Origin of the sequence: Affinirhizobium straminoryzae, assembly GCF_007004135.1 — a bacterium.
Taxonomy (GTDB): domain Bacteria; phylum Pseudomonadota; class Alphaproteobacteria; order Rhizobiales; family Rhizobiaceae; genus Neorhizobium; species Neorhizobium straminoryzae.
In genome coordinates, this window is record NZ_VJMG01000076.1 from 25,028 (window position 1) to 40,308 (window position 15,281).

Consider the following 15,281-nt stretch of genomic DNA (forward strand, 5'->3'; position numbering starts at 1 on the left):
GTCTCATTCAGAGTGACGCTCAGGATGTGGCTGGTATGCGACAATTGGAAAGTGCGCCTGTCCGACACGTCCCGAAAACAAGGCGGTTCCGCCTTATGAATCTGCCTAGCGAACACGGAGGGTCCACATTCGCAGAAAAGAATGAAGCAAACCTTCCATGCCAACAGATCCGCTCGCAACGTCGCCAGCAGAAACCGGGACACGTGTGCGCCACGATGGAGTTCGAGATGGTTACGCCGCATTCTGCGTCCTGGAGACCCCGACGATCAATAAATACAAAATTCAAACGACATCACATTCGACCCGAGGCATGAATATTGCCGACAGAACAACCAAGGGCATCATGTTGGAATTGTTGAATATGGATGGCTTCGGTTATAGAATTCACGCTCATACGCGCTTATCGGATTCGCGTGACGCGTTTTTGCGCTCAGCGGATATTGAGCGAAATCCTGCTTCTCAAGCTCTGCATTGTCGGAGTATGTCCAGCGGACGCAAGCTCGATACGGGGGGATGATTGAGCAGTTTCCGCGATCTGGGTGCCTCGGCGACCCCCTTGTCTACGCCGGTGGCGGCCAACATCAATATCATTCTCGACATGATACGCTCCTATCTGGGCATGGATGTCGCGTTCCTGGCCGAATTTTCAGGAGCAGCCCGCCTGTTCCGCGGCGTTTCGACGGCAACAGATAACCCGCCGATCCGCGCGGGCGACATACATCCACTGGGTGCAGGTTACTGTCAGAAGGTTGTTCACCGCGCCCTGCCAGAACTGATACCGGATACGGCAGAGGTGCCTCTGGCTGCCACGATCCCTGAAACCGCGTCGATCCCGATCGGCGCGCATCTGAGCGTGCCGGTGCGCCTGAACGATGGCCACGTCTATGGAACACTCTGTTGCTTCAGCCACCGGCCACGTCCGACGCTCGGCCTTGCCGATCTGGAACTGCTGCATAAGTTGGCTGGCCTGACGGCCAACATGCTGGCGGCTGATGTCACCGCACATCAGCAGCGTCGGCGATTACGCAAGCTCGTGGAGGGGGCGCTGAGCGTCGGCGATCCGGGGATCGCCTTCCAGCCTATCATCGACCTCTGCTCCCGCAGCATTGTCGGCTTCGAGGCGCTGTCTCGCTTCGCTTCGGAACCTGTCCGCAGCCCGGACAAGTGGTTCGCGGATGCGGCAAGTGCCGGCATCGGCAACCGCCTCGAACTCCTCGCCGCCCGCCGCGCCATCGACGAAAGTCGCCGGCTTCCGGCCGGTCTGTCCATCAATATCAACCTGTCCCCGCAGACCATCCTGACCGGCGACCTCATGCCGCTTGCCGCCATGATCGATCCGGCCCGCCTCGTGATCGAGATTACGGAACACACGCCGATTGATGACTATGCTCCCATCGAAGCCGCGCTGAAGACATTGCGTCAGGCGGGCGTGCGCATTGCAATCGATGACGCCGGCGCAGGCTATTCCAGCCTGCTCCATGTCCTGCGGCTACAGCCGGATATCATCAAATTCGACACCAGCCTGACGCGAGGGATCGACAAGGACCAGCGCCGTATCGCTTTGGTCGGTGCGCTGGTGGAGTATAGCCGGCGGACAGGCACGGCGGTCGTTGCGGAAGGTGTCGAAACCGCGGAGGAGGAATTGGTCCTCCAGGGGCTCGGCGTCGACAGAGGTCAAGGTTATCTCTATGGGCGACCGAAACCGGCTTCCGCGATTGCTGAAGCCGGATTGGACGGATCAGCGATGTAAGCCTTTGGAACTGTCCCGGCGTGTGTCTTCTGGATCGCCCGGTCCGTTTCGGCCCTCGCGAGGTGAGCGAACCTGAAGGCTGTCCAGCGTCAAGGCACGGCCGCCGGCACGCGTTCTGTCAGCTGAACCGTTCCAGGCGGTAAGGTGCGGGATCGAGGATCGGCGGCGCGTTGGTGACGAGATCCGCCGCAAGCTGACCAGCCGCAGGTCCTGTTCCGAAGCCGTGGCCGGAAAAACCGGTGGCAATCGTGAAGCCGGGAATGCGGTCGATGCGGCCGATAGCGGGCAACGAATCCGGCGTGATGTCCATCATTCCGGCCCAGACGTCCTGAACCACCATATCCTTGAAAATCGGCCAGGCGGCCACGAGATTGCGGATCGCTTCCGCATTGATCTCCTCGTCGGCCTTCGGGTCCATGGTTCGGATGCGTTCGAAGGGAGACACGCTCCTCGGGCCCCAGCGTCGCGGCATCTTGATGTCTTCGAGGAAATCCTTACCCAGATGAATGCGCAACAGGCTGCGCTGGTGGCGCAGCATGTGCAGATAGCGCATGCCGATCAGAAGATGGTCCAGCAGCAACGGTGCGCCGAGCGCTCCGCGCTGGGTGACGGTATACCCGCCGTCGCTGCGCTTGCGGAAGGAGAAGTCCGGGCCGCCGACCGCGATCTCCGTCGGCCCGTCCATCGGCGCGGTCCGCATGACGGAGGAAACGAGCGGCAGCGTCGGTAGCGAGATGCCGAGATTGGCGAGAAACTTGCGCGACCAGAGACCGGCGGCAAGCAGAACCTCGCTGCACCGGATTTCTCCGCGTTCGGTGACGACACCCGTCACCCGCCCAGCGGAACGCGACAGCGTGCGCACGGCGCAATTCTCGACGATCTTTACCCCGAGGCGGGCGGCGGCATTGGCAATGGCGCTCGGCGCCAGCGTCGGTTCGGCACGGCCATCGGAGGCAGTGAAGATGCCGCCGGCCCATTGGCCACGCCCACCCGGCACGAGACCATCGATTTCGCTGGCGCTGAGGAGTTTCGAGTCGAGCGAAAGATCGCTTACCGATTTCATCCAGCCACGATGCATTTCCATCTCGGCTTCGGTACGGGCGAGATACATGATGCCGGCCTGCCGATAGCCGACATCGACACCGACACGCTGTGGCATCTCGGCCCAGAGCTGGTCGGCAGCGACCGCCATCGGCACATCCGGCGCGGAACGCCCCATCTTGCGGCACCAGCCGAGATTGCGCGACGACTGTTCCCCCGCCACGCGGCCCTTTTCAAGGACGACAACCGGAATGCCGCGCTCCGCCAGCGTCAGCGCCGCCGTGAGGCCAACAATCCCCGCGCCAATGACGACGACGGTCGTTTCCCTGGGGAAATCGGGAGAAGTCTGAACCGGTGCAATCGCGGGAGCCATGGCAATCATCCTTGAAAATAGAGCAGGCGGGAGCGGCCGGCCGTCAGAGGGAAATGGTGCGCTTTTCGATCTCGGCAGTGGAGGCGCCGCGATAGGCCGTCACTTCGATCTCGACCTTGTAGACGGTCGAGCCAAGCGGCGGGCAGGTCACCGTCGAGGCAGGATCGGTACCGCGGAACTTTTCACCCACGATGGTCATCACGGTTTCGGTGTCCTTCGGCTCCTGGATGAAGACGCGGGACATCACGACATCGGTAAGGCTTGCACCAACGGCCTGAAGCGCCCGCTCGATATTGGCGAAGACCTGATGCGTCTGCGCTCCCACATCCTCGGGGATTTCCTTGGTGTCGGGATTGCGGCCTGCGGTGTTGGACACGAAAATCCAGTTGTCGACGGCCACGATGCGGGAATAGCTGCCATGGTCCTCGAATTTCGAACCAGTCTTGATCTTCACGACCTTGGTCATGATCGCTCCTTGCTGCTGAGATGGAAAAGAGAGGGGCCGGGCGCGACAGGGTTCGCGGCCCGACCAAGTTGGCGCCCCCAGGGGGAGTGGGTCAGCGCAGAACGGGAACGTCCCAGAGGTTGAGCTTGACGCCGATGCCGCGCTCGATGGCGTTGCGGTAGACGATCGTGCCCCACGCGACGTCCTCCACCGGCATGCCGCCGACCGACATGATGATGATCTCGTCGTCGTTCTTGCGGCCGGGTGCATCGCCGGCAACGATCTTGCCGATATCTTCCAGCGCGTCGCGGCTCATCTTGCCTTCGGCGATCATGTCCAGGAACTTCACGCCGATGATCGGCACATGCACATGCGCCGGCTTCGGCAGTTCATGGAACCAGGCGTCGTAGAGGCCGGTATTGTCGACGACCTTGCGGATATCCGGCTGCTGCATGCCTTCATCGATGTTGCACAGTGCCGGCATGGCGAGGAACGTGCCGGGGCTGACCCATTCGCGCTTGACCATCGGGTAGGTGGACGGATCGCCGACCGCGCCGGAATTGCAATAGGTGACGAGGTCGGAATTGCGCACCACGTCTTCGATCGTGTCGACGAGCTCGACCTTCGTCACCTGCGGATAGGTTTCCTTCAGCCAGGAGAGGAAGCTGTCGAGGCTCTTCTGGCCGCGGCCCTTGACCTTGACCGTATCGATGTTCGGGCAGGCGGCGATGAAGGCGGCAAGCGTGGTCTTGGCCATGACGCCCGGACCGAGAATGCCGACAACGCGGGAGTCCTTGCGCGCCAGATGGCGGGCACCCACGCCCGGGATTGCGCCAGTGCGATAGGCAGACAGGAGGTTCGCCGACATGAAGGCGAGCGGCGCGCCGGTATCGGCATCGTTGAGGCAGAACATCAGGATCGAGCGCGGCAGGCCCTTCTCGCGGTTCTCGATGTTGGAGCCATACCATTTCATGCCGGCGGTGCGGAAGCGGCCGCCGAGATAGGCGGGCATGGCCATGAAGCGGCGGTCAGCCGTCGGCTTCGGCATGTCCGGAAAGGGCGAGTTTTCCGGAAAGCTGATGGCCGCGCCATGGCTGTCGCTGTTCGGGCCCGCCATGCGGTAGTCGCCGTGATAGAGCAGGCCGAACATTTCTTCCATGGCATCGACGCAGGCCGGCATTTCGGTCACGCCGGCGCGGATCATGTCCTGTTCGGAAAGGTAGATGAAGTCGATCTTGGTGTTTTCGGTCATGGTATTGGCTCTCGTTCGGGTAAGGCTTCGCTGTCCGCCCTCCAGGCGCATCGGCCGCGGGCGGGTTTGCATTTGACAATATGGTTCCAGCTGCGGGGGCATGGCCTTGCGCCATGCCCGATCTGTTCTCAGTCGGCGAAGACGCGACCGAGGGCGGCATAGCGCTCAGGGCTCGCCCTCTTGATCGACAAGGCGAAGAAGGCTCCGGCAATTCCGATCAGAGCCACGATGACGGGGAAGGAGTCGACGATGATGTTCGACGCGCCCGCCAGAAGGCCGAGATTGGAGATGACGAGGACGATCGCGCCGGCAAGACCGATGAGCGACAGGACCGGTGCTACCGTGGTCCGCCACGGACCATAGCCTTTGTTGTCCCTGCGGAAGAACATGACAATGGCGATGGACACCATGGCCTGAACGGAAAGGATGCCGAGAACCGCAAGCGCCGACATGTAGGAGAAGACAACGGCCAGCGGGTCCTGGCCCGTGATGACGAAGGCGGTGAGGACCGTTGCGGCGATGCCAGACTGCAGCATGCCGGCAATATGCGGCGAGCCATGGATTTTGTGCACCTTGCCCAGCACTTCGAAGGCAAGGCCTTCCCGCCCGAGCGCGAAGAAATAGCGGTTCAGCGTGTTGTGAAAGGAGAGGATGCAGGCAAACAGGCTCGTGATCAGCAACACGTTCATCGCATGTGCCGCCCAGGCACCGAGCACCTGGGTCGCCGCGTCGAAGTAAAACGTATTCAGCGATGCATTGGCCGTTTCCTGGATTTTCGACGGACCGTAGAACTGAACGATCGCCCAGGTCGAGAAGGCATAGAAGATCGCGATCAACAGCACGGAGATGTAGGTGGCGCGCGGTATGGTGATTTCCGGTCGATGCGCCTCTTCCCCGAAGATGGCGGTTGCCTCGAAGCCGATGAAGGAGCCGACGACGAAGACGAGCGAGACACCAAGGCCCGGCGTGAAGACGGTCGAGGGCATGAAGGTCGAGGCGCTCATGCCTTCCGGGCCGCCGCCATGCAGGACGATGCCAATATCGAGCAGCAGCAGGATGACGATTTCGGCCAGCATGCAGACACCGAGGATGGCGCCCGAAAAGGTGATGTTGCGCTGACCGGCCAGATGCGTGACGATGAGGAAGCCGAAGGACCAGACCCACCAGGGCAGATCAATGCCAAGCGAGGCCATGGCGCCACTCGTGAAGACGCCGATGAGGCCGTAGACGGCGATCTGCACGGAGCTGTAGGTCAAAAGCGCAATGAACGCGCCCGCAACGCCTGCCGGCTTGCCGATGCCGTTGGCAATATAGGTATAGAAAGCCCCGGCACCGCTGATATGTCGGCTCATGGCCGTGTAGCCGACGGAAAAGATCAGATAGAGGAGACCGGCCAGCACAAAGGCGCCCGGAACGCCGGCACCGTTGCCGAAGGCGAAGGCCGGCGGCGTTGCACCGACAACGGCCGTCAATGGGGCTGCAGCAGCCACCACGAAGAAGACGATATGCGCAATGCCGACGGAATTCCGCGCCAGCTTGCCGCTGGGCGCAGTAAGACTCTCACCAGTTTGCATGTTGAACCCCTTTTATGTGTTTAATTGTTATTTGAGAAATCTAGGGAAGATTTTTGCGCTGCAATATTGCAATCCATGCCACCGTTTTGATAATTTACGTCACAATTCACGCATCAGACGCAGACGCCCATGGAGCTTGGCATGAGGGAAGCATACAGGGGGACGGGTAATGTCGCGTTCATCCGCGTGGCTGCCATCACACCGCTGATCCATCAGTTCGACAAACGCCAGGAAAAGGCACGGGTGCTTCTGGCACGCCACCGGCTATCGCAATCGCAGCTTGAAGACCCTTATGCGGTCATCCCGCTGCAACGGTTCATTGCCTTTTTCGAGGATGCGGCGCAGGCGCTTGAGGACCCATATTTCGGGGCCAAGCTGGGCTCGGCCTTCAAGCCGGCTGACATCGGCCCCCTTGGAATGCTGTTTTCTCTCTCGCCGACGATCAAGGATGCGTTCGAGCGGATCGCGAGATTCGTCAACTCCTTGCAGAATTCCACAAGCTCAAGCTTCGTCGAGGATGGCGACGCATGCGTGTGGACCTATCGCATCGCCGATCAGTCGATCTGGCCGCGGAGGCAGGATGCGGAATATTCACTGGCTGCAAGCTGCCAACTGGTGCGTTCCAATTTCTCGTCCGCCTGGAAACCGGAAGAGGTGCACTTCGAGCATGACGCGCCCGCTGACCCGGAGGTGCTACGCAGGATCTTCCGTGCACCGGTTCTCTTCCGCCAGTCGAGCAACCGCATGATCATGCGCACGGACGACATCACCCGCGTCTATCGCAGCGATAACAAAGAACTGGCGGCAATCCTTGAGCGGCATATCCTCGATCTGATTGGAGAAACGGATGTCGGCTCGAGCCTGACGTCAAAGGTGACGACACTCATCGAGCATTATCTCGGCCGCCGGCCGATCACGATCGGCTTTTTGTCGGAGGAGCTTGGCATGAATGCCAGGACCTTGCAGCGCCAGCTCGAGCGGGAGGGGACAAGCGTACGCACCATCACACAGGCTTATCGGCGGCAGCTGGCTGCCAATCTGCTTGCAGCCGGCAAGAAGACCTCCGTCGCGGAGATTGCCCAGACGCTTGGCTATGCCGACAGCGCTGTCTTCGGCCGGGCCTTCAAGGGCTGGACCGGCCATGCTCCGTCTCGGACAGGCAAGTGACAATCACAGGCGCGGATCGAGGCCGCGAATGATATCGACCGCATCGTTTTTCTCGGGCAGGAACTCCAGCAAAAGGCCGTCTTCCAGAAGCAGCCAGTGATCGCCCCTGGTCGTCGATACCGCGCCCCGCGCCCGCGCCGCGTCGATCGCGGCGGACACATTCTTGCAGACAATTCCAAGGTGTCCGAAACGTCCGTCTGGCCCTCCAAAATCGGGATCGGCGATCAGCTGCACACCACCTTGCAGCCACACCTGCCTGGGCGATTGTGCATCGCCATCCATCTGGGTCACTCCCATGTCGAGGACCTCGGCGAAGAAGGCGACAAGCGGAAGAATTTCACGGACACGGAAGGCCGTGTGTTCGACATAGGCGGTCGTTGCGGGCATGAAGTTTCCTTTTCGGGTGTGGCTCAAGCGGAATTATCTTCGGCTGAACAGGCCCAGATCCGCTCCAGATCCTTCTCGCGGAAGTAGCGGACAAGGGCATCGATGAAGAGCCGGGTGCGGGCAGGCAGATGAGTTCGTGTCGGAAAGGCAACGTTCATCGTCAGGGGATGGAGCTTCCATTCCGACAGGACCGACACAAGCCGACCGGCCGCAAGGTCGTCCTGCACGATGTAGGCCGGCTGCACCAGAATGCCCATGTCGTTCAAGGCGGCGCGGCGAAGTGCCTGGCCATCGTTGCAACTGAATTCGGCGCTGACCGGAAGACGTTTCATGACGCCCCTGCGATGGAAGGTCAGGTGCTCCCAGTCCTCCGACAGCGTGTAGAGGAGCAGCGCATGCTGCGACAGTTCCTCCGGGTCAGCAGGTAGGCCGTGTCGCTGAAGATAGGCAGGCGTTGCCGTCAACAGGCGCGGCACTTCCGCCAGGCGACGTATCGTCACGGAACTATCGCTCTCGACCCTGCGCGTTCGGATCGCCAGATCGAGACCGTTCTCGATCAGGTCATAATAGCGGTTGGACACCTGCAGGTCGATGCGCACAGCCGGATGATCCGTCTTGAACTGGCGGATCACCGGAATGAGGTGGAGAAGCGAGAACGACAGAGATGTGCCGATCCTCAGAGTACCCAAAGGCTCCGCAGCCACCGCACTGACACTTGCTTCCGCATTGCTGAGCGTCGCCAGGATTTCCCGGGCATAGCGGGCAAAACGCTCTCCCTCAAGCGTCAATGACAGTTGTCGGGTCGTTCGTTGGACAAGCCGGACTCCCAGCCGGTTTTCCAGGCTCGTCAGGCAACGACTGACCCCGGAGACAGAGAGCCCCATCAGGTCGGCAGCCCGGGTCAGGCTCTCCTCATCGGCAATTCGGATGAAAACTTCCAGCTCCGTAAAGCGGTCCATGACGTCAGACTTGTCGCCTCTCCCAAATACGGTAATATTCACACATATCATGGCGGGAAATGCAATAGCGGCGGAGGAGCCGGCGCGATTGTTGCGCAAGCAGCAAGATAGTTTTTCATGTTGCATGATTTATCACCCAAATGGACGGTGAGAGGGTGTGGCAGCGCGGAATGTCGCCGCAAGAAGACGAACGGAGGACGTCCATGTCTGTACCCACGACCAATCCCGCCATGTGCCACATCGTGATGTGGGACGTCGCGGGGACGACGCCAGAGCAGAGGGCAAGGGCGATTGCCACCGTCCAGCGGGAGTTCGAGGGATTGAGAGGTCGCATCCCCGGAATGACGAGTCTGGAGATCGGCGTGGATACGAGCCGAATTTCCTATGCATGCGATGTCGTTCTTGTGACGCAATTCGAAAGCGTCGATGCACTGGAGGCCTATGCAACGCATCCCGCGCATCTTGAAGTGCGTGACAGGCTGGAGGGCCTGCGCATCGGACGGCATCAGGTGGATTACCCCGTTGCGCAGCGAAAGGCAGATTGAGATGGAACATCGCGGCTTCGTATACACGGGACATCCCGCGCGCGTTCTCTTCGGATTCGGAACGACGGACAGGCTGCCGGAAGAGGTTGCACGTCTCGGTGCCTCGCGAGCGCTCATTCTGTCGACCCCGCACCAGGAGGGGCAGGCCGCGCATCTGGCAAGCCTGCTTGGCAGCGCTTCGGCCGGGATTTTTGCCGAAGCCGTCATGCACACGCCGGTCGATGTCAGCGAGCGAGCCACCGAATGTGCATCGAAGCTTTCAGCGGATGTCATTGTATCCGTTGGCGGCGGATCCACGACCGGACTGGGAAAGGCCATCGCGCTGCGAACCGATTTGCCGCAAATCGTCTTGCCGACCACCTATGCGGGTTCTGAAATGACCCCGATCCTGGGCGAGACACAAAACGGCATCAAGACAACCCAGACCACGGCGAGGGTTTTGCCCGAAGTCGTCATTTATGATGTCGATCAGACGATGGAACTGCCGGTGGGCCTGTCGGGGACGAGCGGCATCAACGCGATCGCCCATGCGGTCGAAGCTCTCTATGCGCGAGACGGCAATCCTGTGATTTCCGCATTAGCACTTGAGGCCGTGAAGGCGCTTGCCACTTCCCTGCCGAAAATCGCGCAGGACCCGCGGGATCGCGATGCCCGCTTTGATGCGCTGTACGGTGCCTGGCTGTGTGGCATGTGCCTTGGCGCCGTCGGTATGTCCCTTCATCACAAGCTCTGCCACACGCTGGGTGGCAGTTTCGATCTGCCGCATTCCGAGACGCACACGGTCATTCTGCCACATGCTCTTGCCTACAATGCAGCCGCGATTCCGGAGGTCATGGCGTCTTTGACGACCGTTCTGGGACAAGATCCGGCCCGTGCCCTGCAGGATCTTGCCCGCACGATCCATGCGCCAACCGGTCTGTCGGAGATTGGCATGCCCGAAGATGGACTCGATCGCGCCACGGAACTGGCACTGAAAAACAGCTACTGGAACCCGCGCCCGCTTCAGCCGGAAGCGATCCGCGGGCTGCTGCAACGTGCCTTCGAAGGTGCGCTGCCTTTGGCGGATGGGAGGGAGACCGCATGAGTTATTTCACGGAGGACACGTCAACCGAGGTCGTCAACGGCCGGATAGGAGCTGACGCTTCACCGCGTCTGCGCAAGGTGATGACTTCTTTGGTCAATCACCTTCACGCCTTCATCCGCGATGTTGAACTGACGGAAGCGGAATGGGAGACGGCCATCGATTTCCTGACCAAGACCGGGCAAATCTGTTGCGGCAACCGGCAGGAATTCATTCTGTTGTCCGACACGCTCGGTGTTTCGATGCTGGTTGACGCCATCAACCACCGCGCGCCCGATGGCGCGACGGAGACGACCGTTTTTGGACCGTTCCACGTCGATGGTGCGCCCGAGCGCGACATGGGAGCGAATATCAGCCTAGATGGGAAGGGCGAGGTCTGCCTTTACAGCGGCCGCGTGCTTGATCTCGACGGCAAGCCGATCGAGAACGCCATCGTCGATGTCTGGTCCGACAATGAAGACGGTTTCTACGATGTCCAGCAGCCGGACAGCCAGCCCGCTTTCAACAATCGTGGACGGTTCCGCACGGGCCCTGACGGTGTCTACGCGTTTCGCGGTATCAAGCCGGTATCCTACCCGATCCCCGACGACGGGCCGGTCGGCAAGATGCTGGCAGCACTCGGGCGCCATCCATGGCGACCGGCGCATATGCACTTCATGGTTACGGCCCCCGGCCACCGACGCCTCATCACGCATATCTTCGTTGCCGGCGACCGCTATCTGGCATCCGACGCCGTCTTCGGGGTCAAGGAAACGCTGATTGTTGAGTATCTGAAGACCGACACGCCAAGCGAGGTATGGCGCGCGGATTACGATTTCGTTCTGTGCCGCCAGACGGCGTGACCGGCCATCGGACGGCACGCCAAGTCTTCAAAAACAAGAACCGACAGAGGGACGACCATGAGAATTGCCCAGCCCGACAGCTCCGTCGAAACGATTTCTGCCAGCATTGCCGATTTCCTCCGCTCTCCGAAGGTCATCATTGATGGGCAGTCTTCTGCTGCCGCATCCGGTGCGACCTACGCCGTCACCGACCCCGCCACCGGCGAGGTGCTGGCGCGTGTCCCGGCCTGTGACGCAACCGATGTCGACCGTGCCGTCAAGGCGGCCGCCGCAGCCTTCGAGGGGCCGTGGTCGAAAATGCTGCCGGTGCAGCGCCAGGCGCTGATGCTGAAGCTTGCCGACCTCATTGAGGAAAACGGCGAGGAGCTCGCCCAGCTCGAAACGTTGAACCAGGGCAAGTCGATCCTGCTGTCGCGCCTCATCGAGGTGCAGTCTTCGGCCGACTATTTCCGCTATATGGCGGGCGCTGCAACCAGGATCGAAGGCTCGACGCTCGATGTCTCGATCGCCATTCCACCGGGCATGCGCTATCAGGCGCATACCCGCAAGGAACCGGTGGGCGTCGTTGCAGCGATCACGCCGTGGAATTTCCCGCTCAACATGGCGACATGGAAGATTGCCCCCGCGCTCGCCGCCGGTTGCACCGTGGTCCTTAAGCCGGCCGAGGAAACGCCGCTGACCTCCATTCGCCTCGTCGAACTCTGCCGCGAGGCCGGCTTCCCGGAAGGCGTGGTCAATGTCGTCACCGGCATGGGCGAAACCGCAGGCGCTGCCCTCGTCGCACATCCGGGCGTTGCCAAGATCACCTTCACTGGCTCCACAGAGACCGGCAAACTGATCGGCATTCAGGCCATGAAAGACATGAAGCGGGTGACGCTCGAACTCGGTGGCAAGGCCCCGATGATCATGTTTGACGATATGGATCTCGACCTTCTGGGCGCTGCCGCCGGCATCGGCGTCTTCTTCAACACCGGACAGACCTGTTGTGCCGGTACGCGCATCTATGCGCAGAAGGGCATTTACGAGAAGGCGCTTGAGGTGATTGCCAACGTGTCGCGCAGCCTCGCGATCGGCTCAGGCCTCAATCCGATGAATCAGATCAACCCGCTGGTTTCCGCCAAACATCAGAAGCACGTGAAGGCCTGCATCGCACGCGGCATCGAGCAAGGCGCGACACCGGTCATCAACGGTAGCGCACCGGACAAGGGATTCTTCGTCGCCCCGGAACTGTTCACCGATGTCCGCCAGGACATGTCGCTGATGCAGGACGAAGTCTTCGGTCCGGTCGTCATGATCACACCTTTCGAGCACGCGGACGAGGCGATCGCCAAGGCCAACGACACCCGCTACGGCCTCGGGGCATCGATCTGGACCAACGATCTCAACAAGGTCATGCGCTATGTGCCGAGAATCCAGGCCGGCACGGTCTGGGTCAACAGCCACAACATCCCCGACCAGAACATGCCGTTCGGCGGCCGTAAGCAGTCCGGCATCGGCCGCGAGCATGGCAGCCGCGCGCTCGAAAACTATCTGGAAACGAAGGCCGTCTGCATCGCCTACCGCGAATAGACGACGAGTGTTCATGAAACGCAAAGGGCCGGCGAAAACCGGCCCTGTCTGTGTGGACAGTTTGCGGAGGCCGTGGCCGACCCTCCGCCAGGCTTGTCAAGGCTTCATCAGCACCGATTTCGACGGATAATCCGAGGCCCAGGTGGCCGGCAGCGGCGCGACGAAGACGTTTTCCGTGCGGGTGCGGGTGATCTTCCAAACGCCGTCCGGCTCCTTGCGGAACGCGTTGTTCAGACGCGAAGAGCGAAGCAGTGCCTTGCCGTCGGAGAAGAGCCAGGGCTGCATATGCACCCACTGGCCGTCCGCCGTCGTGCCGTTCTCATGAACGTGGATCTGCTCGGAGGTCAGATAATGGCAATTGAGGATCAGGGCCGGATCGGTCTTGCCGCCCCAGAAACTCTGGAAATGCTTGCGGATGGCGGCAGCCCCGACGGCGCGACCGAACTGGTTGTCGTAATATTCGCCGACCCCCTCCCAGACGGCATCTTCCGTGTAGAGCTGCATGATCAGCTCGATGCGAGCGGCATCGTCGGCGACGCCGAATTCCGGGTTGGGCGTATCGCAGAGAAACATGTAGCGCGCCTGGATGCGGCGGATATCGGCTTCGGCTTCAAGCGTTTCGATGCGGCGCACAAGCGCCGCGATATCAGTCTGGCTGGTCATGATGATTATCCCGTTCCCGGCGCTTGGGCCCTTGAGCGGGCGCGCTTCAACAAAATCCTAGCTCCGGAAGAACGAGGGTCAAGCGGTAATATTCACGTAATTTTGCGATATCGGCTCCATGAGCATCGCCAAACCTCTGTTCTCATTGGAGCTGCAGCAAGGACGCATTGTTGCGGAAAACAGTTTTCCGGATTCCGCAAAAATGATGACGGACGTCGCGTGCTATAGCGATGTTCTGAGGTCCTCGACGTGGAGCGAGGGCGCAAGACGATTGAACATGGCTGCACGCGGATCACCGTTCCGCCGAGGGCGAAGCCGTGGCACTTTATTGCAAGCATCTGATTTTCAATAATAAAAATATTGCTTTCCCCATCAGCCGATTGACAGGCCCCACAATTACAGTAATATTCACGTAATAAATGGGGAACGGGCGAAAAGCCCGACTGTTCAATGCGACATCTATCCAGTCATCCGGACGCCTATGGCGTCTTTGCATCGCAATGTGCGGCCGGCTCCCAAGGGAGCGCAAAAGGCTGCGCGACCGTTGCCATCAAGGACTGTCTCGACATCGAGGGGTTGGTAACGCGCTGCGGTTCCCGCGCGCTGGCCGATGCTGCACCGGCCAAGGCTCATTCTGATGTCGTGGCGAACCTCATTGCCGCCGGTTGTCGAATCCTCGGCAAGACGAAAATGCATGAGCTCGCCTATGGCATGACCGGCATCAACGCGTTCGAGGGAACGCCGCTCAACCCGCATTTTCCCGACCGTATTCCCGGTGGATCCTCCTCCGGCTCCGCAGCGGCTGTTGCAGCCAGTCTCGTCGATTTCGCCATCGGTACGGACACGGGCGGTTCGATCCGCCAGCCGGCGATCTGCTGCGGCGTCATTGGCTTCAAGCCGACCTTCGGTCGTGTCAGCCGCAAGGGAGCATTGCCGGTGCAATCGTCGCTGGACTGCATTGGTCCCTTCGCCCGCACGGTGGGAATGATCGAGCAAGCCATGGGGGCCATTGATCCCACGTTTCAGGCCGAAATTTTCGAAGGCCCGCTCCGTCTCGCTCGGCTGGGCATGGACGTGGAGATCGAGCCGCGAATGGCTGAGGCGATGCTGGCGGTCCGGACTGACGGCGACGGCGCAATCAAGGACATTGAGCTGCCGCTCCTCGACGCCGCGTTCAAGGCCGGCATGACGATCATCGCCCGCGAAACGCTTCTCGCCAATATCGCGCTGCTCGAGCGCCCGGAACTGCTGGGCGAGGACGTGCGAAAACGTCTGGAGGGCGCACGGAATGCCACCGATGCCGATATGGCGGAAGCCGAAAATGTCCGCGTGCGCTTTACCGCAGATATCGATGCGCTCCTCGAGCGGTTCGACGTGCTCATGACCCCGGCCTTGCCGTTGCCGCCACCGCGACTGTCGGAGGCAAGCGATCCGGCCAAGGTGCTGACCCTGACACGCTACCTGCGTCCGTTCAATCTCTCAGGCCATCCGGCCCTCGTTTTGCCGGCGAGAACGGTGGACGGCCTGCCCTCCGGCATCCAGCTCGTGGCAGCCAAGGGTGCAGATGCCCGGCTGATCGCGATTGCCCGCCGTCTCGTCGAAGACAACCCGATTTTCCAGACGAAGGAATGAA

At 61.0% G+C, this 15,281-nt stretch carries 15 protein-coding genes; 8 read left to right on the top strand and 7 right to left on the bottom strand.

Translation table 11 applies throughout. The annotated features are described in order from the left end of the window. Positions 1–157: 157 nt before the first annotated feature. Positions 158–517, top strand: coding sequence for a hypothetical protein (locus FNA46_RS22130; protein WP_143127389.1), 360 nt, complete (start codon positions 158–160; stop codon positions 515–517). Next, the gene (locus FNA46_RS22135) at positions 518–1,750 is read left to right on the top strand and encodes a sensor domain-containing phosphodiesterase (protein WP_143127390.1); all 1,233 of its coding nucleotides are present in this window, start codon (positions 518–520) and stop codon (positions 1,748–1,750) included. A gap of 118 nt (positions 1,751–1,868) precedes the next feature. Here the strand turns inward: FNA46_RS22135 and FNA46_RS22140 are convergent, their stop codons facing one another. From FNA46_RS22140 to FNA46_RS22155, 4 genes are all read right to left on the bottom strand, one after another. Further along, the gene (locus FNA46_RS22140; RefSeq protein ID WP_143127391.1) at positions 1,869–3,164 is read right to left on the bottom strand and encodes an NAD(P)/FAD-dependent oxidoreductase; all 1,296 of its coding nucleotides are present in this window, start codon (positions 3,162–3,164) and stop codon (positions 1,869–1,871) included. A 43-nt stretch (positions 3,165–3,207) separates the two neighbouring features. After that, a complete protein-coding gene (locus FNA46_RS22145; protein ID WP_143127392.1) occupies positions 3,208–3,630 on the bottom strand; it encodes a RidA family protein in 423 nt (140 codons plus the stop codon). Between the two features lie 91 nt (positions 3,631–3,721). After that, positions 3,722–4,861: an ornithine cyclodeaminase family protein gene (locus FNA46_RS22150; RefSeq protein WP_143127393.1), complete on the bottom strand. Its 1,140-nt coding sequence runs from the start codon at positions 4,859–4,861 to the stop codon at positions 3,722–3,724. A gap of 128 nt (positions 4,862–4,989) precedes the next feature. Beyond that, complete coding sequence (locus FNA46_RS22155; protein ID WP_143127394.1) at positions 4,990–6,435, bottom strand: APC family permease; 1,446 nt, start codon at positions 6,433–6,435, stop codon at positions 4,990–4,992. A 141-nt stretch (positions 6,436–6,576) separates the two neighbouring features. On the opposite strand from FNA46_RS22155, the gene FNA46_RS22160 reads away from it, so the two are divergent. Beyond that, entirely contained in the window at positions 6,577–7,602 is a 1,026-nt protein-coding gene (locus FNA46_RS22160) for an AraC family transcriptional regulator (RefSeq protein WP_143127395.1), read from the top strand. Positions 7,603–7,605: 3 nt separating this feature from the next. Here the strand turns inward: FNA46_RS22160 and FNA46_RS22165 are convergent, their stop codons facing one another. Together FNA46_RS22165 and FNA46_RS22170 are read right to left on the bottom strand one after the other, a co-directional pair. Further along, positions 7,606–7,989, bottom strand: coding sequence for a VOC family protein (locus FNA46_RS22165; protein ID WP_143127396.1), 384 nt, complete (start codon positions 7,987–7,989; stop codon positions 7,606–7,608). A 23-nt stretch (positions 7,990–8,012) separates the two neighbouring features. Next, positions 8,013–8,948, bottom strand: a complete 936-nt coding sequence (locus tag FNA46_RS22170) for a LysR family transcriptional regulator (RefSeq protein WP_143127397.1) — start codon at positions 8,946–8,948, stop codon at positions 8,013–8,015. 203 nt (positions 8,949–9,151) lie between these two features. Here FNA46_RS22170 and FNA46_RS22175 point away from each other — a divergent pair, with 203 nt between their 5' ends. From FNA46_RS22175 to FNA46_RS22190, 4 genes are read left to right on the top strand one after another with little or no spacing between them, the layout of a single operon-like run. Then, on the top strand, positions 9,152–9,493 hold the full coding sequence (locus FNA46_RS22175) for a Dabb family protein (protein WP_244617945.1): 342 nt from the start codon (positions 9,152–9,154) through the stop codon (positions 9,491–9,493). A gap of 1 nt (position 9,494) precedes the next feature. After that, complete coding sequence (locus FNA46_RS22180; RefSeq protein ID WP_143127398.1) at positions 9,495–10,577, top strand: maleylacetate reductase; 1,083 nt, start codon at positions 9,495–9,497, stop codon at positions 10,575–10,577. Beyond that, positions 10,574–11,416 carry an intradiol ring-cleavage dioxygenase gene (locus tag FNA46_RS22185; RefSeq protein ID WP_143127399.1) on the top strand — a complete coding sequence of 281 codons (843 nt, stop codon included), beginning with the start codon at positions 10,574–10,576 and terminating at the stop codon, positions 11,414–11,416. The genes FNA46_RS22180 and FNA46_RS22185 overlap by 4 nt, the downstream gene beginning before the upstream one ends. A 57-nt stretch (positions 11,417–11,473) precedes the next feature. Then, complete coding sequence (locus FNA46_RS22190) at positions 11,474–12,985, top strand: aldehyde dehydrogenase family protein (protein WP_143127400.1); 1,512 nt, start codon at positions 11,474–11,476, stop codon at positions 12,983–12,985. Positions 12,986–13,081: 96 nt separating this feature from the next. Here FNA46_RS22190 and FNA46_RS22195 read toward each other — a convergent pair whose 3' ends face one another. Further along, positions 13,082–13,648, bottom strand: a complete 567-nt coding sequence (locus tag FNA46_RS22195) for a nuclear transport factor 2 family protein (RefSeq protein ID WP_143127401.1) — start codon at positions 13,646–13,648, stop codon at positions 13,082–13,084. A gap of 450 nt (positions 13,649–14,098) precedes the next feature. On the opposite strand from FNA46_RS22195, the gene FNA46_RS22200 reads away from it, so the two are divergent. Further along, a complete protein-coding gene (locus tag FNA46_RS22200; RefSeq protein WP_143127402.1) occupies positions 14,099–15,280 on the top strand; it encodes an amidase in 1,182 nt (393 codons plus the stop codon). Position 15,281: the final 1 nt, after the last annotated feature.

Bases quoted from the DNA above. Each gene is read 5' to 3' on its own strand.
- FNA46_RS22150 (WP_143127393.1), bottom strand. From the start codon at position 4,861: ATGACCGAAAACACCAAGATCGACTTCATCTACCTTTCCGAACAGGAC.
- FNA46_RS22170 (WP_143127397.1), bottom strand. From the start codon at position 8,948: ATGGACCGCTTTACGGAGCTGGAAGTTTTCATCCGAATTGCCGATGAG.
- FNA46_RS22160 (WP_143127395.1), top strand. From the start codon at position 6,577: ATGAGGGAAGCATACAGGGGGACGGGTAATGTCGCGTTCATCCGCGTG.
- FNA46_RS22155 (WP_143127394.1), bottom strand. From the start codon at position 6,435: ATGCAAACTGGTGAGAGTCTTACTGCGCCCAGCGGCAAGCTGGCGCGG.
- FNA46_RS22185 (WP_143127399.1), top strand. From the start codon at position 10,574: ATGAGTTATTTCACGGAGGACACGTCAACCGAGGTCGTCAACGGCCGG.
- FNA46_RS22140 (WP_143127391.1), bottom strand. From the start codon at position 3,164: ATGGCTCCCGCGATTGCACCGGTTCAGACTTCTCCCGATTTCCCCAGG.
- FNA46_RS22180 (WP_143127398.1), top strand. From the start codon at position 9,495: ATGGAACATCGCGGCTTCGTATACACGGGACATCCCGCGCGCGTTCTC.
- FNA46_RS22165 (WP_143127396.1), bottom strand. From the start codon at position 7,989: ATGCCCGCAACGACCGCCTATGTCGAACACACGGCCTTCCGTGTCCGT.
- FNA46_RS22190 (WP_143127400.1), top strand. From the start codon at position 11,474: ATGAGAATTGCCCAGCCCGACAGCTCCGTCGAAACGATTTCTGCCAGC.
- FNA46_RS22195 (WP_143127401.1), bottom strand. From the start codon at position 13,648: ATGACCAGCCAGACTGATATCGCGGCGCTTGTGCGCCGCATCGAAACG.
- FNA46_RS22175 (WP_244617945.1), top strand. From the start codon at position 9,152: ATGTCTGTACCCACGACCAATCCCGCCATGTGCCACATCGTGATGTGG.
- FNA46_RS22200 (WP_143127402.1), top strand. From the start codon at position 14,099: ATGCGACATCTATCCAGTCATCCGGACGCCTATGGCGTCTTTGCATCG.
- FNA46_RS22130 (WP_143127389.1), top strand. From the start codon at position 158: ATGCCAACAGATCCGCTCGCAACGTCGCCAGCAGAAACCGGGACACGT.
- FNA46_RS22145 (WP_143127392.1), bottom strand. From the start codon at position 3,630: ATGACCAAGGTCGTGAAGATCAAGACTGGTTCGAAATTCGAGGACCAT.